At 48.8% G+C, this 21629-nt stretch carries 17 protein-coding genes and 1 other annotated feature; of the genes, 4 read left to right on the forward strand and 13 right to left on the reverse strand.

Annotated elements, in window-relative coordinates; genetic code table 11:
* Window positions 1-59: 59 nt before the first annotated feature.
* From PBN151_RS11895 to PBN151_RS11915, 5 genes are all read right to left on the reverse strand, one after another.
* Window positions 60-983: a carbohydrate ABC transporter permease gene (locus PBN151_RS11895; RefSeq protein WP_028533372.1), complete on the reverse strand. Its 924-nt coding sequence runs from the start codon at window positions 981-983 to the stop codon at window positions 60-62.
* An 11-nt stretch (window positions 984-994) separates the two neighbouring features.
* The gene (locus tag PBN151_RS11900) at window positions 995-1933 is read right to left on the reverse strand and encodes an ABC transporter permease (protein ID WP_065293760.1); all 939 of its coding nucleotides are present in this window, start codon (window positions 1931-1933) and stop codon (window positions 995-997) included.
* Window positions 1934-2082: 149 nt separating this feature from the next.
* On the reverse strand, window positions 2083-3654 hold the full coding sequence (locus PBN151_RS11905) for a response regulator transcription factor (RefSeq protein ID WP_021257225.1): 1572 nt from the start codon (window positions 3652-3654) through the stop codon (window positions 2083-2085).
* An 81-nt stretch (window positions 3655-3735) separates the two neighbouring features.
* Window positions 3736-5697, reverse strand: coding sequence for a sensor histidine kinase (locus PBN151_RS11910; protein ID WP_072729095.1), 1962 nt, complete (start codon window positions 5695-5697; stop codon window positions 3736-3738).
* Window positions 5698-6021: 324 nt separating this feature from the next.
* Complete coding sequence (locus PBN151_RS11915) at window positions 6022-6354, reverse strand: OsmC family protein (RefSeq protein ID WP_175560693.1); 333 nt, start codon at window positions 6352-6354, stop codon at window positions 6022-6024.
* A gap of 401 nt (window positions 6355-6755) precedes the next feature.
* Between PBN151_RS11915 and PBN151_RS11920 the strand changes: the two genes are divergently transcribed.
* The 3 genes from PBN151_RS11920 to PBN151_RS11930 all read left to right on the forward strand — a co-directional run bounded on the left by PBN151_RS11920 (window position 6756) and on the right by PBN151_RS11930 (window position 10003).
* Complete coding sequence (locus PBN151_RS11920) at window positions 6756-7631, forward strand: C40 family peptidase (protein WP_072729097.1); 876 nt, start codon at window positions 6756-6758, stop codon at window positions 7629-7631.
* A 296-nt stretch (window positions 7632-7927) separates the two neighbouring features.
* Window positions 7928-8773, forward strand: coding sequence for a sugar phosphate isomerase/epimerase family protein (locus PBN151_RS11925; RefSeq protein WP_072729098.1), 846 nt, complete (start codon window positions 7928-7930; stop codon window positions 8771-8773).
* Between the two features lie 105 nt (window positions 8774-8878).
* Window positions 8879-10003, forward strand: coding sequence for a Gfo/Idh/MocA family protein (locus PBN151_RS11930; protein WP_072729099.1), 1125 nt, complete (start codon window positions 8879-8881; stop codon window positions 10001-10003).
* A gap of 217 nt (window positions 10004-10220) precedes the next feature.
* Here the strand turns inward: PBN151_RS11930 and PBN151_RS11935 are convergent, their stop codons facing one another.
* From PBN151_RS11935 to PBN151_RS11955, 5 genes are all read right to left on the reverse strand, one after another.
* Complete coding sequence (locus PBN151_RS11935) at window positions 10221-10592, reverse strand: cytochrome-c oxidase (protein WP_072729100.1); 372 nt, start codon at window positions 10590-10592, stop codon at window positions 10221-10223.
* 228 nt (window positions 10593-10820) lie between these two features.
* Complete coding sequence (locus tag PBN151_RS11940) at window positions 10821-11159, reverse strand: DsrE family protein (RefSeq protein ID WP_021257232.1); 339 nt, start codon at window positions 11157-11159, stop codon at window positions 10821-10823.
* Between the two features lie 128 nt (window positions 11160-11287).
* Window positions 11288-12961 carry a glutamine--tRNA ligase/YqeY domain fusion protein gene (locus PBN151_RS11945; protein WP_072729101.1) on the reverse strand — a complete coding sequence of 558 codons (1674 nt, stop codon included), beginning with the start codon at window positions 12959-12961 and terminating at the stop codon, window positions 11288-11290.
* Between the two features lie 148 nt (window positions 12962-13109).
* Window positions 13110-14375 (reverse strand): threonine ammonia-lyase IlvA, encoded by a 1266-nt coding sequence (ilvA, locus tag PBN151_RS11950; RefSeq protein ID WP_072729102.1) that lies wholly within the window; start codon window positions 14373-14375, stop codon window positions 13110-13112.
* Window positions 14376-14466: 91 nt separating this feature from the next.
* Window positions 14467-14777 (reverse strand) — a binding site (T-box leader).
* 151 nt (window positions 14778-14928) lie between these two features.
* On the reverse strand, window positions 14929-16215 hold the full coding sequence (locus PBN151_RS11955; RefSeq protein WP_072729103.1) for an MFS transporter: 1287 nt from the start codon (window positions 16213-16215) through the stop codon (window positions 14929-14931).
* Window positions 16216-16487: 272 nt separating this feature from the next.
* Between PBN151_RS11955 and PBN151_RS11960 the strand changes: the two genes are divergently transcribed.
* Window positions 16488-17828 (forward strand): Na+/H+ antiporter family protein, encoded by a 1341-nt coding sequence (locus PBN151_RS11960; protein ID WP_072729104.1) that lies wholly within the window; start codon window positions 16488-16490, stop codon window positions 17826-17828.
* Window positions 17829-18053: 225 nt separating this feature from the next.
* Here the strand turns inward: PBN151_RS11960 and PBN151_RS11965 are convergent, their stop codons facing one another.
* The 3 genes from PBN151_RS11965 to PBN151_RS11975 form a co-directional block, all read right to left on the reverse strand.
* Window positions 18054-18854, reverse strand: coding sequence for a TatD family hydrolase (locus tag PBN151_RS11965; protein ID WP_072729105.1), 801 nt, complete (start codon window positions 18852-18854; stop codon window positions 18054-18056).
* Between the two features lie 95 nt (window positions 18855-18949).
* Window positions 18950-20494 carry an MDR family MFS transporter gene (locus tag PBN151_RS11970; protein ID WP_072729106.1) on the reverse strand — a complete coding sequence of 515 codons (1545 nt, stop codon included), beginning with the start codon at window positions 20492-20494 and terminating at the stop codon, window positions 18950-18952.
* 266 nt (window positions 20495-20760) lie between these two features.
* Window positions 20761-21615 (reverse strand): ABC transporter ATP-binding protein, encoded by an 855-nt coding sequence (locus tag PBN151_RS11975; RefSeq protein WP_072729107.1) that lies wholly within the window; start codon window positions 21613-21615, stop codon window positions 20761-20763.
* Between the last annotated feature and the right edge of the window lie 14 nt (window positions 21616-21629).

Genomic DNA, 21629 nt, shown 5'->3' on the forward strand with positions numbered 1-21629 from the left:
TATTTCCAGAGGCGGCAATGATCATCGCCGCCATCCGGGAATAACCATAGGGTAAAGAGTTATTCTTTTACCGCACCAATTGTCAAGCCTTGAACGAAGTAGCGTTGGAAGAATGGATACGCACATGCGATTGGCAATGTTGCCAGTACGACAAGCGCCATCCGAGTTGCTTCCTGCGGCAATGTCCGCAGCATTTCGAGCGATTGACCGGAAGAGTTCAACTGTGCGTTCGACAGCAAGAACTGCATACTGTTCTCGATACGCATCAACATGGACTGCAATGGTACGAGCGATGGATTGTCGATATAGAGCAAAGCGTTAAACCAGTCGTTCCAGAAGCCAAGTGTCGCGAACAAGCCGATTGTGGCGATCCCTGGTAATGAGATTGGAAGTACAATCGTAATGAATGCCCGCAATTCACCAGCACCATCAATTTTAGCAGATTCGATAATCGCGTCTGGTACCGTCGTATTATAGAACGTACGCATGATGAGTACGTAGAACGCGTTCATGATGAGCGGCAAGATAAGCGCCCAGATCGAATCCTTCAACCCCAACACTTGCGTTATGACCATGTACGTTGGTACGAGACCACCGTTGAACAGCATCGTAAAGAATGCGATGAAGGAGAAGAATCCCCGGTACTCGAAGTTTTTGCGAGATATCGCATAAGCATACAAGCTGATAACCACCAAGCTAATCAACGTACCAATTAACGTAATAAATATCGTAATACCGTAGGAATTGAGCAACTGATCCCCAGCTTTGAAAATGTACTCATAAGCCGAGAAGCTCCATTTTTCAGGAAACAGTGTATATCCCTTACGTGCCAATGATTCTTCATCCGTTAACGAGATGACGATAACGAAAAGGAATGGGTATACACACAAGAGAGCGAATCCACCAGCAATAATATTGAACAAAAGGTTCGTACCTCTGGACAACTCATGAACGTCGCGATGTTTAGTCTTACGCAAAGTCATTCCCCCCTAGCCTAGAACAACGCATTGTCTTTGTTGAATTTTCGAACGATCCAGTTCGAGGTCATGACAAGAATGAATCCGACTAATGATTGATACAAGCCAGCTGCCGTACTCATTGAAATTTCCCCTGTCGCCTTCAAACCGCGATATACGTAAGTATCGATTACGTTCGTTACCGCATACAATGGACCGGAGTCACGCGGAATTTGATAGAACAAACCGAAGTCTGCATAGAAGATACGTCCCACGGCGAGTAGCGTTAAAATCGTAATGAGCGGTGTAATCGCTGGAAGCGTAATGTGGCGAATTTGCTGCCACTTGTTCGCGCCGTCAATCATCGCTGCTTCATAATACGTCTTGTCGATACCAACAATGGCTGCCAAGTATACGACACTGGAGTAACCGACACCCTTCCAAATATTCAGGAAGACGAGAATGTAAGGCCAATACGTCGTATCGGAGTACCAGGATACAGGGTCTTTGCCCATCCAAGTAAGGAATTGGTTCATTACCCCTTTATCTACACTCAAGAAGCTGAATGTAAAGTAACCGACGATAACCCAAGACAAGAAGTGAGGCAGGAACATCCCGGTTTGATACAATTTTGCCAACCGTTTATTCACAATTTCGCTCAAGATGATTGCCATTGCTACGGCACATACAAGACCGATAACGATGAAAACTACGTTGTATAGTATCGTGTTTCTTGTGATGACATAAGCATCATTCGTTTTGAAAAGGTATTCAAAATTTTTAAAACCTACCCATTCGCTTTGCTGCAAGCTGGCAAGGAAGCCGTCTCGGCTGAAACGATAGTCCTTGAAAGCGATCACAGTTCCGAACATCGGCAGGTAGGAGAAGAACAAAAACCACAAGGCTCCCGGAAGAACCATTAGCAGAAAGATTCGATTGCGGTTTAAGCTCCGAAAGGCATTTTTGATGAATTGCATCCCATCATCCCCCGTTGCTATGTTGTACTTATAGGGTAACTCAACTGATGCGCTTCCAATAGTCAATAAACTTTAGATTTGGTGTACAAAATAAAGAAAGGGCTTACACAGCGTCACTTCGCCATGGATGCCCTTTCCAATGCTGGTTATTATGCCAATTCATTCGCTGCACTATGGATCTCTCGATACTCTTTTGGAGAAATGCCAACATACTTTTTGAACTGCTTGTAGAAGTAGCTTTTATCCCAGTATCCAACCTTGGCTGCAATATCCGTCATCCGATAATTTGTTCCTGTCAGCATTTCCTTCGCCTTGTTAATCCGTGTCTTATTCAAAAAATCAGAGAACGTCGACTGGACTTCCTTCTGGAATAACTGCCCCAGATATACAGGGTTAATATTATACACTTGGCTGAGTGTCTTAAGTGAAAGTTCTTCCGCGTAGCGCTCTTGGATATCATGCAGCACCTGTCTGACGACAGGACTCATGTCCTCCGGTTCACTCATCAATTCAATCACATGTGCCGCCACTTGTAGAACATGATCCTTCAAGGCATCAAGCGTCTGAATATGATACACGTCATCGAACCAATCGCGTTCATCATTCAATTGCAGCACCGCTGACCCCTTCACAGATTGTTTCCATGCGATGAGCAGTTCTACAGCGAAGTTCCGCATGTCGCGCGGCGTGACACCGTCCGTATCCGACAAACGCTCGAAATCTGCTTCAAGCTGTTCGCGCAGCCCTTCCTTATTTCGTGCATAGAGCAACTTCACGTAAGGTTCCGTCTCCGGCTGTACCGAAGAAGGACGCGAGGATCGATAACTCTCAATTTCATCACAATCTATAATACTGTCATCTACTCGAACGAGATGGTATGGCTGCACCTGCTTCGCATGATCGAAGCTGACAGAGGCTTTGGCATACCCCTCCTGCACGCTGCCGACAGTGACTTCCAGCACCGATTGCAGATTCTGCTCCGTCTCTGCCTTCCATTGCACCAGCTTCTCTATCGCTTCCTGCTTGTCCTCACGATTATATAAGCCAAGAACAATCGCCGTTTCTCCGTCCCACTCGCGCACGCAAAATCCACCGAACTTCTCATCCAACAGATGCTTCGCCTGAGAAGCAACCTCATCCTGCTTCATATAGTCCATTTCATTGTCCTTCCGAACCTCAGGACGAACAAGAACGACCATATAATAAGGATGCACGAAATGAATATCCAACAGATCCGCACGCTGCTGCAGCTCCTCCATATGAATGCGGTCACGCAGCCAGCGGAACAGCACGTTGTCGCGCAGGATGTCCCGATTGTGCAGCTCCACCATATGATGCATGCGGGATTGATCCAGCTTCTGAACTGTATTCTCCAGCGTAGAGCGGAATTCATCAATGTTGATTGGCTTCAACAAGTAGTTCTCAACCCCGTGCTTAATGCCTTCCTTCACGTAGACGAATTCATTGTACCCGCTCAAAATAATAAAACGTGTATGCGGATGCGCCTGCTTAACCTTCTCAATCAACTGCAAGCCTGTCATCTTCGGCATCATAATATCAGTCACAACCAAATCGACAGGGTGATCTTTCAGAATGTCCCAGGCGGCCTCTCCATTCTCCGCTTGCCCAACAATACGGAGACCGTAATCATTCCACTCTAATATAGATTGCAATCCTTCAATAATAAACGGCTCATCATCGACTAAGAATACATCGTACATCTATATCCCCCCCAACCCTAGTCACACGAAAGTTTGTCTGCTTTCCATTATGAAGTGGTACTAGAAGTGTTCACCACGCTATTATTGCAGCGGCACCCGAACGGTTGCCGTCGTACCTACATGCAAGGTACTGTCTATCGTCAATCCATATTCATTTCCATACAGAATGCGGAGGCGCTCCTGCACATTCTTCAGACCAAGCGAACCGTGATCCTGGATTTGCGGCTGCTCCAGATCATTCTGAATCTCCTGCAGCCGTTCTGGTTCAATCCCCTTGCCATTATCGCTCACCCGAATGATCAGATCTCCCTGGTGCTGCGTAACCTCAATGCGGATATGATTATCCTTCCGATCCAAGACAATGCCATGTACGAGATAATTCTCGATGAGTGGCTGAACCGACAGCTTCATCGTATTATAGCCGCCAAGCCGCTCATCCATATGAATGGTGAATTGCAGCTTGTCTCGATATCGTATTCGGGTCAGCTCCAAGTATCGGCGGCAGTTCTCAATCTCTTCGTTCACGGTAATGATCGTCTTGTCCTTGACCATATGACGGAACATCGCTGCCAGGCTGTAGATCATTTCCCCGACATCATGAGCGCCCTTGGATACTGCCCGCATCCGGATAACCTCTAACGTGTTATATAGGAAGTGCGGCTTAATTTGCGCCTGCAGCGCTATCAGTTCCGCGTGTTTCTGCTTCAATTCGGACTTATACACCTTATTAATGTACTGCTTCAAATCCTCACACATCTGATTGAAACTACCCGCGATGAGACCGAGCTCATCTTCACGCGTAACGGGCAACCTTGCGTTCAAATTGCCTTCCTGCACTTTCTTCATCGCCATCACAATCGTCTGCGTACGGCGGGATAAATGGAGTACCGATAAATAGGTCACCATCAGAACGGCAAATATACAGAGTATCGTCACAATGCCAATCGTATTCTTCAGTCCAGACAAATGATCGGTAATGGCTGCCTCCGGCAATGCGCCTACAACATACAGCCCCAGCTTATTCGTCTGAGAGACCGTTACATAGGAGGACTTCCCATCTACCTGAATCGACTGCGGCTTATTGCGCTCGAGCTTGGACAGTTCCTCAACATCGGCCCATGTCGACGTCCCCTGTGATTGGGAAGCCGGATAGATGATCTCACCTTTTTGATCCAGTACAATCCATTGCTCACCTCGAAGGGAATACCCAATCTGACGCCCAATTCCGTTCGCATTGAAATCAATCGTAATGTGTCCTGCTGTCAGCAAAGATTCTGGACTGCTCACTCGATTCGTGAAGCTGATAAGCGGCAGCTTCTCCGACTCTGACTTAATCACATTGGTCTTTGTAGGAATAGAAGCCTGAGCCTGCTTCTCTAATCGCTTGGATCCATCTTGGTCAAGCATATCGACCAAGCGATCCGAGTGGCGCAGTAAAGGTATATCTTGTATATCGGCTGAAGTTTCTTCCTTTTTACTCTGATTCGTATAAGAAGAGACGCGTTCACCATAGCGATTCATCTTCCACTGCGTATTCATCTGCGGATCTTGGCTCCAGTCATAGAGCCCGCCCTTCACTCCATCACTTGTATACATATAAGCGAACTGCTTCGTAGGGCTGATGAGATTAATATTTTGCAAATCGGGATCCTTCCAGAACTGGAGCATGAAGAATTCCTGCATCTTGCGCACATAGAACATATTGCTCGAGCTGTAGGCATCCAAGCGATAGCGGATATATTGTTCATATCCCTCATTCAGCAAGTAGACGGTATCCTGGATGAGCAGATTATCCTGATACACCTGCTGGACGATCGCCTGGGCTAGATCATTCTTCTGATCAATGTATCGGTTAATGGTATCTACCGTGCGCTGCTGCTCCATGAGTGCGTTGCTGACATCCTTACGCGCAAAGAACTCATAGGCAAACACAGATACCGTCACTAAGGAAGCAACTGCAATGAGTGAATATATCGCAATTAATTTATTGAATAATTTCTTCTTAAAGTGCTTCTGATACATCTGGTGAAACGGTTTCAACAAGGCCTATACCTCCATCCCTTGCCGGCACACGAGCACGGTAGCGGTTCGGTACCGCTTTCTTTTTCCTATACTTCACATTCACAGCTAAGGATAATCACCCTATTCAGCTGCGTGTCTTCAAGCTTTATAATATCATAATCAATATATTGAACATAACTCAAAGTGTGAATCTATTGTTGCATGAGATGGATCTTCGCCCTACCTCTATGATTACATATATAAGACACAAACGATATCTTTTAGAATTATTAATATATTCCAATTGAGGGTGTATGAAGAAACCCAGCATCCTATAGAGGGTGCTGGGTTTTATTGCGGCTTCATTCATTCGTTCGCAAGCCGATCAGCAAAATACATTTCAATTTCTTTGTTCACCAGTCTTAGCAGTGTACAAGTAGTCCGCACTGCACTGAATACTTCGTCGCGTTCTTCCTTCTGAAGTCCAGCTGCTGTTATGTGAAATGTAACGTACAGGAGCTTGCCCTGATCACTCACTTCATCCACCGCATCGACTTGAAGGGACTGTAAATCCCATGCTTTCTCCGTTGCATAACTGCGAATCGATTCCGCAACCGCGAATGCTAAGCTCATCATCCATAGGTCGAAGGGCCTATTTAATGAGGTAGTACCAGACGGTTCTGCCTGTTTCCTGATCATGATTTGATCGTTGCCGCAACTCCCTATCCATTCATGTGGTTTCATTTCTTTTACATGGACTTGCAAGACTGTCACCTCTCCTCTGTTCTATTTCACTATTACAGCGTTCTCCGCGCCAGGCCTGAGTTTGCTGCGCCTGTTTTCAGTCGAATATCGAATAAATTGCAACAGAAATAACATCTACTTACATTTCCATTATTATTTTTTCACAGTTCGTATTCAATTCAAATTCCTCAAATCCCTTGCTGTATAAGGGTTAACACTTCGGTTACAGTTTAGTTACATTTTTGTCATTTTTAATACTTCCAGACTATTGCCAGCTTTTTTAAAATTATGTTAGTCTGGTTTTGTCGATTTTTTAGTAATCAATTTACATTTTTAACAGCTGAGGAGGAGATGTAGTGAAAACCGCCATACGGACTGCTCTTGCAGCAAGCGCAGTCATCGGATGCTTGCTGTTTGCAGATAGCACACTAGGTACGAAGGCTTTTGCTGCCGACGCGCCTAAGCAAGCCACGATCCACGTCAACGGTAATGCCTTACAATTTACCGATATTATTCCCATTATTGATGAAAATCAAAATATGTATGTCCCAGTCCGCGCCTTCGCGGAGCAAATGGGTTACTCCCTGTCTTGGTCCGCTGTCAACTCCAGCGTGAACAACATTGAATTCTCGAATGGTACGACGACTGTCCGTTTTCGTACAGACAGCGCTTCTGCCGATGTGAATGGCGAGACGATCGACATGGGTAGCAAGCCTTGGACATACAGAGATAATACATATATTCCGTTTCGCTTTTTGATGAACGCTTTTGATTTGGATTTTGAGTGGACACCCGATTATTTGAAGAGCATTCCTCGCGTTGATCGCGTTCCGCAAAAGAAGTCTGTCACGACCGCTTCTGTACAAAGTGCAGCTTCTCGCATCATCAACACCGGACGCAGTTACCTCGGCGTACCGTATGTATGGGGTGGATCAACGCCTAGCGGCTTCGACTGCTCGGGATATATTCAATATATATTCCGTAAGAACGGCGTATCGCTGCCAAGGACATCCCGAGAGATGTATAATGTCGGATATCGCGTAAGCAATCCAATACCTGGCGATCTCGTATTCTTCGCGAACAATGGCAGCACAATCTCTCACGTTGGTGTCTATATCGGCAATAACCAATACTTGAATGCTTCTTCAGGCAGTGCATACCAAGTCGTAGTGACCAGCATGTCATCTTCATGGTCCAAGCGCACGTATGTCGGTGCCAAGCGCGTTCTATAGTCATCCTACGAGACATTCTTCAGCCCGCAGCTTTTGCGGGCTTTTTATTTTCCCGCTGCCAATCTCAATATGTGCAATCGTCCGTATTCAGAAGATACAGTGCGTTCAAGTATTCATTTAATATGAAAACGGTGTCATTATGGCGAATTTAGCACATTGTCCACGCTTACACAATCTGCTACTCTCGAATCAAACTCACTTCCCATACCTTCTCACAGATGAAATACCGTGTTTCAAGGTCATTATTCCCAAGATACGAAAGCAAGCTCATCACCTTTCGCATAAGGAGGAACAGCATGAAACTATCTATTGGCGGATTTTCGTTCAATAATTTGCGAGTTGAGGGCAAGATGGATATTTTCGCTTATATTGCAACTGTCCATAAACGGTACCAATTGCAGTCCATTGATTTCTGGAACGCCTTCTTTGCAGATACGACACGCCCGCTATGGCAGGTTGTGGATGATGATATGCTGCAGCGAATTCGTGACGCACTTATGGAGCGTGAGATGGCTCTCGTGAATATTGCGGTTGATCGAGCCCACATCTGGGATCCCGATCCAGAAATACGCGAGGCACTGCATCAGAATGCACTTGCCCATCTGCGCGCAGCCGAAATTATGGGGGCACAGTCTGTACGTATTGATGCTGTTCACCATGGAGATGATGTGCTCAGCGATGAGGCATTTGAATACATCACGATGCGATACCGTGAGTACGCACAGCGCGCTGCTGAGGGAGGGTACTGGGTTGGGCCTGAGAATCATACCGGCTGTGCGCTGCAACCTGACACGCTGGTTCGCATATCTGAAGCAGTAAATCACCCGAACTACGGAATTCTGCTTCATCTTGGGCGATGGAAGCCTACGGGAGATTCCTTCTCGCTTCGCATGACGTCATCGGACACATTAGACGCTTATGCCGCGGAAGGCGACCTGCAGGCTGCGCCATGGGTACGACATACCCATGTTGATTATCGCTTGATTGAATCACCGCAGGCCAAGGAACGATTGGCATCATTGAAGAACGCTGGTTATGACGGGTATTGGGCAATTGAGTACAATGCGCCACATGAACAGCTAACTGCTATGGAAGAGGCTATCGGGAAGCTGAAGGGACATCTGGCTTCATTGCCCGCTTAACAAGGAGAGATCCGTGTAATTCCTGTTACGCTGCGCCCCCGCAACAGCGCTCCCGTATGCAGATGCAGCCTAGCTGCTTAGAACAGAGTACCAAGGGGGAGAACGATGGAATCAAGACGTATTGCCATCATTGGCGTCGGACAAATCGGCAAGCATCATCTGGATGAATACGCCCGCGTCAGCGGTGCAGAAATCGTTGCTGTGTGCGATGTGAATGAAGCAGAAGCTCGGAAAGTAGCCGAGCAGTATCAAGTCCCGCATGTGTATACGGACTTCCGCGAGCTGCTGAAGCGTGATGATATCGAGGCTGTTGATGTATGCCTGCACAACAACTTCCATGCGCCAATCACCATAGCAGCATTGGAAGCAGGCAAGCATGTATATTGCGAGAAGCCGATTGCCGGTTCTTATTATGACGGTGCAGCCATGCTTGAAGCTGCTAAGGCAACCGGACGCAAGCTGCATATCCAGCTTGCTACCTTATATAACGCGGAGACGAAGGCCGCAAAGACGCTAATTGAGGATGGGCAGCTAGGCAAGCTGTACCACGCTCGTTCAACGGGCTTCCGCCGTCGTGGACGCCCTTATGTTGACGGCTATGGCACTCCGTCCTTCACGCAGAAATCCATCGCTTCTGGAGGCGCCCTATACGATATGGGCGTATACCATATCTCTCAGCTGCTTTACTTGCTTGGTATGCCTCGGGTAACACGGATTAGCGGACAGACCTATCAAGAGATGGAGATGCTCCAGGAACGCCGGGAAACTAGCAAATTCGACGTTGAAGAGCTCGGCCTCGGTCTCGTAAAATTCGAGGGAGGCTTGACGCTCGATATCATCGAAGCGTGGGCAATCTACTTGGATGGCTTCGAAGGAAGCAGCATAGTGGGCTCCAAGGGCGGACTTCGCATGCCATACCAAACGAGCCAAGGACAGCATCCGTTCAGCTTCCATCATACTGTGTCAGATATGGATCTCAACGCAACAGTGGACGTCCAAGCGATGAATCGTCGCAGACACCTTCTTAATCCGAATGAATGGGCTTATGATTCTTCCCAAGGTCATTGGATTGCAGCGCTGAACGGGATTGTACCGCTGCTTCCTACCGCAGAGCTGGCACTGAATACGATGCTGATCAGCCAGGGCATCTATATGTCCAGTGCGCTAGGACGCGAAGTCACTGCCGATGAGATTATCGCCGAATCGGTATCTACCGCAGTTCGTCTATAGGAATAGGGATCGGATAATCGATTGCATAAATGGCAGAAAGGCAGGATCGGTAGTGAACTGCACCCCAATTGTTAGACACCATCTAGCGATTGGAGGTGCAGTTAATAGCGCTGTTCCTGCCTTTCCTGTTCATTCCGTATACATGATGAAGATGCTACTCCATTCCCTCTCAGGACTCCGACATCATCTCACGCATCATCTTTCACGTACAAGCAGCTTATGATTTCACATTACTCCATACATTAAGGGCAAATACCAAAGCCGCCAGCACTGAAATCACTCCGCCCCCGATCAACAAGGCCGTCGCAGCCGCTACCTCATTAACCGCTAATGCTAATCCAACAAGAAAAATTGGAAGTCCGATGTTGTGCAGCCAGAAATGCACGTTGCCAAGCGAACTATCCCCCGCCTTCGGGAACTTCACGTATACAAGTCCGCTGATGGCGAGCGATACCCATCCCAGCAAGCCGATATGCGCATGAAGCGACGCATATTGAAATTGCTTCGTTGCGCCTGCAATCAGTCCTGCAAGTACGCCGATAACGAAATAAAAAGCAGCCACCTTAATAAATCGCGCTCCGACTGACATCCTCATCCCCATCCTATACATAATCTCGTGATTATACGTATGAATGAAGAAAATCTATTATTCCACACCCTTTGATAAGTTCATTCTGCCTGTCTTTACATCTGATTTCATTACTAGATAGAATCCTTGCCCCTTACATAAAAAGCAAAGACCGGACCCTCCGTAGAGAATCCGGTCTTGTGGGCAGCTCCATCAATGAGCTGTTGCTATGCAACTTAAGCCTAACGGCTATCCAATAGTCAGCACTTCATGACTGGCTGCTAGTTCGACGAACGTACCCATGCCAGAGATTTGTCCTGCTGCCAGCTTGTCTGCAATTCCATAATGATCAGCACATGTCTTGCAAGCAAGCACTGGCACGCCGAGCTTCTCCAGCTCAGCAAGCTGCAAGGATGCGAGCGATTGAGAAGTCAGCGCGAGCACTCCGCGATTCATGCAGAACACTGCGGCTGGAAGCTGTTCCTGCTGCTTCACAAGTGTCAGGAACGTCTCCAGAATCGTTGCCCCAAGGCCATTCTCAGCAGCACCAATTGTATCTGATGTTAGTAATACGACTTTGCCTTTCATCGAAAGACCTCCTTCATCTTCACGCCTGCTAGATGCACTGTTTCACTATCGATCAACAGCACACCAGCAGGTGTCTATCGCGTCAAGATGCGGCGCTATAGGGGACACAAGGTCACTCCCGTTATTTCTTACTGCTTCGGTAATGCGAAAGAGCTCTTCAAGGATACCGTCAAGTTGAACACAGGCTTGCCTGGTTCTGAGCTTTTCGGATCCACATTGAAGTACCCGTGACGGAAGAATTGGAACTTGTCATGCGGCTCCACATCCTTCATATTCGGCTCGATGAAGCCTTGCTCCACCACGAGGGAGTTCGGGTTAATGCGCTCCAAGAAGGACGCGGACTCGTCCTCTTCCTCTTGCTCATCAAGAATGAGCGGCTCGTACAATCGGAACTCAGCCGGAACTGCATGTGTAGCATCCACCCAGTGAAGGGTCCCTTTCACTTTGCGGCCGGTAAACCCGCTTCCGCTCTTCGTCTCCGGGTCGTACGTACAATGGATCTCTACTACATTGCCGTTCTCATCCTTCACGAAGTCGTTGCATTTGATGAAGTAAGCATGCTTCAAGCGCACTTCATTGCCTGGGAACAGGCGGAAGTACTTGTTCGGCGGATTCTCCATGAAGTCATCTTGCTCGATGTAAATCTCGCGAGAGAATGGGATCTGGCGAACGCCCATTTCCGGGTTCTCCGGATTTACTTCCGCATCCAGCCATTCTACTTGTCCTTCTGGATAGTTCGTAATGACGACCTTAAGCGGATTCAATACGCCCATTGTCCGTGGCGCCTTCAGCTTCAAGTCTTCCCGCAGGAAGTGCTCCAAATATTTAAAATCAATAACACCGCTCGACTTCGTTACCCCGATCTCGCGACAGAACGTGCGGATCGACTCTGGTGTGAATCCACGGCGGCGAAGACCGGAAACAGTCGGCATGCGCGGATCGTCCCAACCGTCTACAACATTCTCGTCTACGAGCAGCTTCAGCTTGCGCTTACTCATCACGGTATTCGTCAAGTTCAAGCGCCCGAATTCATACTGATGCGGTGTCTTCTCCATCTCGCTTTGCTCGACGACCCAGTCATACAACGGACGTTGATCCTCGAACTCAACCGTACAGATCGAGTGCGTTACACCTTCAATTGCATCCTCAAGCGGATGTGCGAATGCATACATCGGGTAGATGCACCATGCATCGCCTGTATTGTGATGAGTAGCATGCGCGATACGGTAAATAACCGGGTCACGCAAGTTAATGTTCGGTGACGACATGTCGATTTTGGCACGAAGCACCTTCTCGCCGTTGCCAAATTCGCCAGCCCGCATACGAGCAAACAGATCAAGATTCTCTTCTACCGAACGCCCCCGGTACGGGCTGTTCTGTCCAGGCTCTGTGAGCGTACCGCGTGTCTCGCGAATTTGATCCGCAGACAGATCGTCTACGTACGCAAGCCCCTTGTTAATCAGCAATACTGCACGATTGTACATCTCTTCGAAGTAGTCAGACGCGAAAAAGAGTCCGTCCCACTTAAAGCCGAGCCACTCCACATCTTTTTTAATGGACTCGACGTATTCAGTATCTTCCTTCAGCGGATTCGTATCATCGAAGCGCAGATGCGCACGGCCTTTGAACTCACGCGCCAGCTCAAAGTTCAAGCATATCGACTTCGCGTGTCCGATATGCAAGTAGCCGTTCGGCTCAGGCGGAAAGCGTGTAACGATATCGTTTACGCGGCCTTCCTTCAAGTCATCAACAATGATGTTGCGTATAAAGTTGGAGCTATGATTTGGATTCGGATTGTCCACCAGTCATCAACCTTTCTTTGCCCTAACACACTTTGTTAATAAATATACCCGTATCGTCCAGCGAGTTCAACACCGATTGTCCACTCCTCGCGTACTGCGAGTGCAAACTTGAACCCTCGAACACTTCTATCATCCAAGTACTATCCGATTACACCAGAAGATCGAACAGCGTCTTGTCTTTGTTCACCTCAATGTATTGGATGCCCCTCTTGTTCATCCGCTCAATGAGCGGCTCATAATCTTCCTTATACTTCAGCTCAATGCCGACAAGCGCAGACCCATTATCCTTGTTATGCTTCTTATTATACTCGAAGCGCGTAATATCATCGTTCGGACCGAGCACATCCTGCAAGAACTCACGAAGGGCTCCTGCCCGCTGCGGGAAGTTCACCGTGAAGTAGTATTTCAGGCCTTCATAAATGAGAGAACGCTCTTTAATTTCCTGCATGCGATCAATATCGTTGTTGCCCCCGCTAATAACACATACGATATTTTTACCGCGAATCTGTTCCCGGTACAGATCCAAGGCTGCAATCGGCAGGGAACCCGCGGGTTCAACTACAATCGCATTCTCGTTATACAACTGAAGAATTGTCGTACAGGCCTTGCCTTCCGGTACCTGAATCACATCATCCAGCAGATTCGAGCAAATTTCATAAGGCAGTTGTCCAACCCGCTTGACCGCAGCGCCATCGACGAACTTATCGATCGTATCCAGCGTAAGTACTTCCTTGCGTTCCAATGCCGCAGTCATCGACGCTGCTCCTTCTGGCTCTACACCGATGATGCGAGTTGTTGGACTAACGGTCTTCACATAGGTGCTTACCCCTGCCGCCAAGCCGCCACCGCCAATCGTTACGAACACATAGTCTGCCGCGCCTTCCAGCGACTCCATAATCTCCATGCCTACCGTTCCGTTGCCTGCCACGATATAAGGATCATCGAACGGATGGATGAACGTACTGCCCTTCTCCTCACAGATGTTCATGGCTGCCTCGTACGCATCGTCATACGTATCCCCAGTCAGCACGACATTGACATATGATCCACCGAAACGCTTCACCTGCGTTACCTTCTGGCTTGGCGTCGTGCTCGGCATTACGATCGTGCCTTGAATTTGCAGTGCTTGGCAGGAATAGGCGACTCCCTGCGCATGGTTGCCTGCGCTTGCACAGACGATACCGCGCTCAAGCTCCTCCTCCGTCAGGTGGCGAATCATGTTATAGGCGCCGCGAATCTTGAATGAGCGGACAATCTGCAAATCCTCACGCTTCAAGTACACGTTGCAGTCATACTTAGCGGACAATATGGGGTCACGCTGAAGCGGTGTCCGAACGATGACTTCTTTGAGCACGTGATGTGCACGAACGATATGTTCCATAGTAACTGCAGGTGCTGCTTGGGTCGTTTCCATTGTCGGTTCCTCGCTTTCGATCGAATATACGTATTTTGTACACAGTGATAATGAAAGTACAACCTCTACAAATAGAAAAAACTCATCCCTAAGAAGGGACGAGTTTGAGCTCGTGGTACCACCCTTGTTCTACAGCTGAACATCGCTTCCTCTTCAGAAATCGACCTGCTCTGCTGCAGCGCTTGGCCGCGTATTCATCGCGAATCCGGGTAACGGTGGAACTGCCGTCCTTGCTTACTCACACATCTGTGCCCCGCAACCCCAAAGAATAGGAGGCGCACAGTTCGCATTCAGCAGGGAATCTCGGAGAGGATATTCGGCCATGTCAGCCATCGACTCGCACCACCCGTCGACTCTCTTCAGACTGCTTCATAGCGTACTCGTTCTCGTCATCAATTGTTGACCTGTCTTGCAACTATTATCCCTATATTATGAACACGCGGCGTACCCAATGTCAATGGGCCGCCGCAGTTGTTCCGATATTCTATTCGAGCAGGATTCGTGTATGTCTGTTACGGACAAATAGAATCAGCATCTCTCGTATTGAACAGCATTAGCCTTCCGTACCTGTCGTCCGCTGAAGCGAATCATTCGGTGATGGCTTGCGCGTAAGCAAGATTGGAAGCATCACGAGAATACCCAATATGAAGAGCACGGTTGCTACCTCATATATAAATACAATAGAAGTAAGCTGCTTAATACCTCCTGATAATGACATCGTCAGTACCATGGCACCCGTGAACATCGGGCTAAGAATACCATTAACGCGACCGATGAAATCACCTTCAGTATTTTGCAAAATCATCGTGTTAATCCCAATTTGAATGCAAGGCAAGAACAATCCACTGATGAACTGAGCAACCAGCGTCAGCCACAACTGCGTAGAGAGGCCTGCCATCAGCATGCCTCCGCTGCTCATCAGCATCCCGACAGCCAGCATGTGCTGCGGAAGCAGCTTCTTCGAAATGCCCATGGCTAGCGCACCGCCAATAAGCATTGCACCGCCGTTAACCATCACCAAGTAACTAAGATTCTCCTTCGGCAACCCAAGCCGTTCCGTTACAAGGAAGGCACCCATCGGTTGAATCAATCCAATTGCCAATCCAGCAAAAGCAAAACAACCGCCAAGCGGCTTCAATAGGCGACTCTTCATGACATAGCGGAAGCCTGCCGCCAGTTCCTGCATCACATTCGTTTGCTTATGCTTCTCTTTGTCCTCTGCATGATCAGCAGGAAGGAACAGAAGTGCTACTGCCGACAGAATGAACGCAATCCCTGTAATCACAAGCGACACTTGTATCCCATAATGTTGGAAGATGGTCGTGCCGATTGCTGGACCTAGAACCATGAACAAGGCTACCATCGTCTGGAATATCGACATGCCGGCCTGCAGCATCTCCTCTGGTACGTGCTGCTTGAACAGCTTCATGGATGAAGGCTGCGAGAATTGAGACAAAATAGCTGAAATAAAGGTCGTGAAGAAAACGGCATGCCAATCTCCTAAGACGATCGTCCACATCACGGCGAACACAGACAAAGCACTTAGGAAGTCACACCATATCATGGTCCGCTTCGGACGCCACCGGTCTGCGAATGTTCCTCCGATAAAGGAAAAAATAAAAATAGGCGCAAACTCAGCTACGGATACCATTGAGACGGCGAACGGATCTCCATTTGTCATTTCCATGACAAACAAAAGGACAGCAAAGTTCCGTACCCATACCCCAATTTGCATAAATAGACCCGCAACCATAATCGCTTGGACAAAGCGATTGCGGAACAAACTAAAGACGGACTTGTTCTCGCCCGACTGTACATTCCCAGATTGTGCATGAGTCATAGACAACTCTCCCTCCATATATAACAAATAGCAGTTCATTTATCTCTTATTTGACATGAACTTTATTAGTGTATAGCAATCGGGCAAAGATCACATCAGTTCGAAGACGGATATTATTAGTAATTTTTGTAAAGAACACATCGTACATTAAAAATACAAAGAGGTTGAGCGTTACAGGAAATGATTGTACGTTGCTATGGTAAAGTGGTAATGTTTTAATTAGGTATCATAGTGACGCAAACGTAAAGTTGAAATAAAGGTGGCATCAGACGATGAATGCAGTACTACTATCATTGGCAATATTATTCGGATTAAGTATGCTTCGCGTACATGTTGTACTTGCGATGCTGACAGCTACTGTTGTAGGCGGGCTAGCAGGAGGCCTTAGCATATCTCGCGTACTCGATGTCTTCGGAGAAGGACTGAAAGACAATGCCGGAATTGCTCTAAGCTACGCACTGCTGGGGGCATTCGCCGCTGGCTTGACGGAAACAGGATTGCCGGACAAGCTGGTGCGCGGCGCGGTAAGCTTAGTACAGGGAAAGGATAGCACGAAGGCTCCTCGTGCCGCTGCACGGTATCTCGTGTTGGCCGCCATTGCACTCATTGCTTGCATGTCGCAAAATGCCGTTCCCGTGCATATCGCCTTCATTCCCGTGCTCATTCCACCGCTGCTCGTGCTGTTCAATTCACTGCACATCGATCGGAGAGCCGTTGCATGCGCGCTTACATTCGGTCTTATTACACCATACATGCTTCTGCCTGTTGGATTCGGGGCAATCTTCCACGACACCGTAGCAGGCAATATAACCAAGAATGGCCTTGCAGTCGATGCATCACTGCTCCCGCGAGCCATGCTGATTCCGGCTGTTGGTATGGTGATCGGACTTATTGTCTCACTTGCAATCTCTTATCGCAAGCCGCGTCAATATACAACAATAGAAGGGACAACGCAGCCTGGATCTTCTCCCATCCCAGGTCAAGACGGAGTGACAAACAAGTGGGCAGCTTGGTCAGGACTCGCTGCTATCGCAGCAATGCTGACGGTACAGCTCAGCACAGGATCTATGATCTATGGGGCAGCCGTCGGATTGGCAATCCTCATCCTATCACGTGTCATTCCATGGAGCAGAGCAGATCGTGTCCTAACAGACGGCATGCGGTCGATGGCCTATATTGGCTTCGTCATGATGTCAGCCTCTGGCTTCGGCGCTGTACTGCGAGATACGGGACATATTGAGACACTTGTGCGGGCTTCTGTGGAGGCAGTTGGCGACAACCGAGCAATAGCTGCGCTGTTAATGCTTGCGATCGGACTGCTTGTTACACTTGGCATCGGTTCCTCGTTCTCCACCATTCCGATTATCGCCACTGTATTCGTACCGCTGTGCATCGGACTAGGATTCAGCCCGCTAGCCACTGTTGCCCTTATCGGAACAGCAGGTGCACTGGGTGATGCTGGTTCACCTGCCTCGGACAGTACACTTGGTCCTACGGCCGGCTTGAACGCGGATGGACAGCACGATCATATTTGGGATACCTGCGTGCCAACCTTCCTCCATTACAATGTACCGCTGCTTGTCGCAGGTTTCATTGCTGCAATGGTGTTGTAATTGATTGTAAAGCATCATGCAACTGCTGCTGCACGGTACCACAACCTCTAAAAGCAAGGGATTGTCTGTTCTTCGTCGGAGCATTGACTCGTATGGACAATCCCCTGTTAAGTACCCATAAATACGCCATCTACATAAATCAGCGAATTCCTATCTACAATCATCTATCCTTATTGACTAAGCCAAGCAGCATGCTTGCTGCATCAACATGTGTCCTTTCTACCTTTATACCCCGTAACAGCGCTGCGCATTCGCACGCAGCAGCCTCGAAGCTTCCAATATGTCCATACCTTGCAGCGCAGCCCACTCGATGGCAACATCGTACGCCATAATGGGCATCGTATGTCGGCCTGTATATGTCCCTTCGAATGGCCACGGCCCATCCGTTTCCGTCATCACCTGCTCCACTGGATACTGTCTGGCCAACGCGCGGATCTCATCCTCATAATGGATATCTGGCGTAAATGAGATGAAATAACCGTTGTCAGCCATGCGGGATATCGTCTTCCCATCTCCTTTGAACCAGTGAAAATGCGCGCGACGCACACTATATCGCTCTAGTAAATCAACGACAATCGGAGCGTCATCGTACACGGCGTGAAGCACAATTGGCAAATCCCATGCAGCAGCCCGCTGCACGAACAATTCAAGCAGCTCTATATAGGGGTAGCGGTCAAATGAGTCACCTCGCTTCTGCGACTCCTCCCGCATATAATACGGCAAACCAACCTCACCAATGGCAATCATGCTCTCCTTATACAGCTCAAGCCAAGCCAGCAGCCCTTCCTGCTCGTCAGCACTTGGAAGTGCTTGCTCAGGATGGAATCCGTATGCAGGGAGTACCTTGCCGGGATAACGATTCGCCCATTGCTCGGTGTGGTGGCAAGAGGCAAGATTCATAGACACCGCAATCACATAATCCAAGTATGGATGGTTTAGTGACGCTTCCAGTTCTGCGACTGCTGCTTGCTTATATCCATCAATATGTATATGTGCATCCACAACATGCACTTCATATTCGTTCATTGTGTTCAACCCCCATCTCAAAAAACGCCGCAGGCGTCACGTCTTAGACGAGTATCCTGCGGCGATTCACTTCAAAGGCTACGGCCTTGCTTTCTTTACATTTCTCCGGCTCTCAATTCACTTGCCTCATTCGAATTTTCGCCACGACCCTGACCTTGATCCCCTCGAATCATCCGAGCATTCCCCATAAGCGCAATACACACAAGCGCACATGCTACTGGGATGAGGGCCCATTGGAAGGTGCTAGCAATCGAGTCCGCGAGAGCTGTTGTCAGACCCCGGGCCACTTCAGGCGGAAGATCGCCCATCTGCCCGCTCATTAGTGTCTCGGGTTTAAGCTCCATCGCTGGACCGCCCGCAGGCATTACCTCCTGTAAACGCCCTTGGAACATATGCGACTGGATCGTACCGAACAAGGTGATACCAATCGTCATCCCAAGCGAGCGTGAGAAGGAAGCGGTCGAGTTCGCTGCGCCACGCTGATGAAACTCCATGCCGTGCATAGAGGACATGCTGAGCAAGGAGAAGGAGAAGCCTACACCAAGTCCCGTTAAGACCATATACAGCGTCAACAACGTACGAGGTGTTTCTGTCGATATCGTACTGAGCGCGAACATACCGCCGATGAAGAAAATACCGGATACGATCATCAAACTGCGGTAGCTGCGCTTCGCAACCATAATACCGGCAATCGAACTCGTCACAACGGAACCGATCATCATCGGTGTCAAGACGAGACCACTATCTGTTGCCGAGCCTCCATATACCCATTGGACAAACAGCGGGATATATACGGTAGCAATCACGAACGACACCCCGTAGAAGAAGCCGACACCCTGGCTTGCCGCAAACAAGCGGCGCTTGAACAGATTGAACGAAATAATCGGTTCCTGCACCCGTGTCTCAATGATCAAGAAGGCGATCAAGAACACAAGGAATATCGCAAATAGACTTATAATAACTGTTGAATCCCAAGCGTACTCTTTGCCTCCAAGCTCAAGCGCGAACATAAAGCTGACGATTGCAACGACGAGCGTAATGGCTCCGCCCCAGTCAATGCGCTGCTTCTTGGTCGTAGTCTTCTCCTTATAGAACTGCATAATGAACCATAGGGAGATAAGGCCAAGCGGCAAGTTGATGTAGAATACCCACTCCCAACCGATATATTGGGTAATGTATGCGCCAAGCAGAGGGCCCGCCACACTCGATACTCCGAACACCGCACCAAATAACCCCGTCATCTTGCCCCGCTTCTCAGGCGGGAACACATCGAAAATAATCGTAAACGCGATCGGCATGACGGCACCGCCGCCAATCCCTTGAATCGCGCGGTAAATTGCAAGCTGAATCATGCTGTCCGCTGTTCCGCACAGCGCACTGCCGACCAAGAAGACGAGCAAACCGAACACATAGAACCGCTTGCGGCCATACATGTCGGACAGCTTTCCGAAAATCGGCATCCCTGCCATTGTCGCTACCATGTAGGCTGACGTCACCCACACGTACAAATTGAAGCCGCCCATCTCGCCTACAATCGTTGGCATCGCCGTTGCAACAATCGTATTGTCCATGGCTGCCATCAGGATACCAAGCAGCAGGCCGGCAACGACCATCCGCAGATTGCTTTCTTTCGTAATCATTTGAATTCATTCCTCCTCAGGACACACCGTCATCTCTATACAGCAATGCACAGAGTTGCGGCTATCCATGTCTAACGAGATTTAATTATAATCTTTGCCTCTAACTTTTTCCACCAGAAAATGAACAGCGGGTCATTCCAGGCAGCGGGCAGGATACACATATAAGATTTGAGATGGATAGACAATAAGGGATTAGAAAGGGCTGCATCTCATCTCTATATTCTCCCCAAAAAAAGCTGCCTCTTATTAAGAGACAGCTTCACGCTTCAGCGTATAGGAGATGAAGATTGTATACTACGCAGCAGATCGGACAGTTCGCGCTTCATGCGGACGAACTCGGCCTCAGAAGCCAGCGCTTCCGTTCGCGGCCGCGCGAACGGGACAGCCACTCGCTCTAACACTTGCGCGGGGCGGTTGGATAGTACATATATCGTATCTGACAACAGCAGCGCTTCCTCAATGCTGTGTGTAATGAACAGCACCGAGCGGCGATTGCGTTCCCACAGGTCAATGAGCCAGCGCTGCATATCACTGCGTGTTAGCGCGTCAAGTGCACTGAACGGCTCATCAAGCAGCATCAGCTCATGGGGGCTCATCATTGCGCGTAGGAAGGCGACACGCTGCTGCATGCCACCGGACAGCTCATGCGGATACGAGCGTTCATAACCCGTCAATCCAACATTGCTTAGCCAGCGGCGCGCTTGCTCCCGCGCCTCCTTCTTCGGCTTGCCTGCAATTTCTGGAGCGAGGATAACATTGTCCTCCACCGTTCTCCATGGGAACAACGCGGGCTGCTGCGGCATATAGCTGATATGGCCTGTCTGACCAACCACGTTCTGCCCATGGACGAGAATATCCCCTTCTGATGGACGAAGCAGACCGCCAATGAGATGGAACAGTGTGCTCTTCCCCGATCCGGATGGGCCAATAATTGAGACGAACTCTCCTGCTTGCACCGTAATGGATACTTGATCGAGCACATGAAGCCGTCCCGCTCGACCGTCAAATGACATGCTGACATCACGCAGCTCAAGAGCGGCCTGCTTCTGTACTGCCTCATGCTGATGCACATGATCAGCATCTCGCTGGGCAACTGGCTGTTGTTCGTTTGTTGTAATCATCTTTAACGCTCCCC

Source organism: Paenibacillus sp. NAIST15-1 (assembly GCF_001894745.1).
Taxonomy (GTDB): Bacteria; Bacillota; Bacilli; order Paenibacillales; family Paenibacillaceae; genus Paenibacillus_B; species Paenibacillus_B suaedae.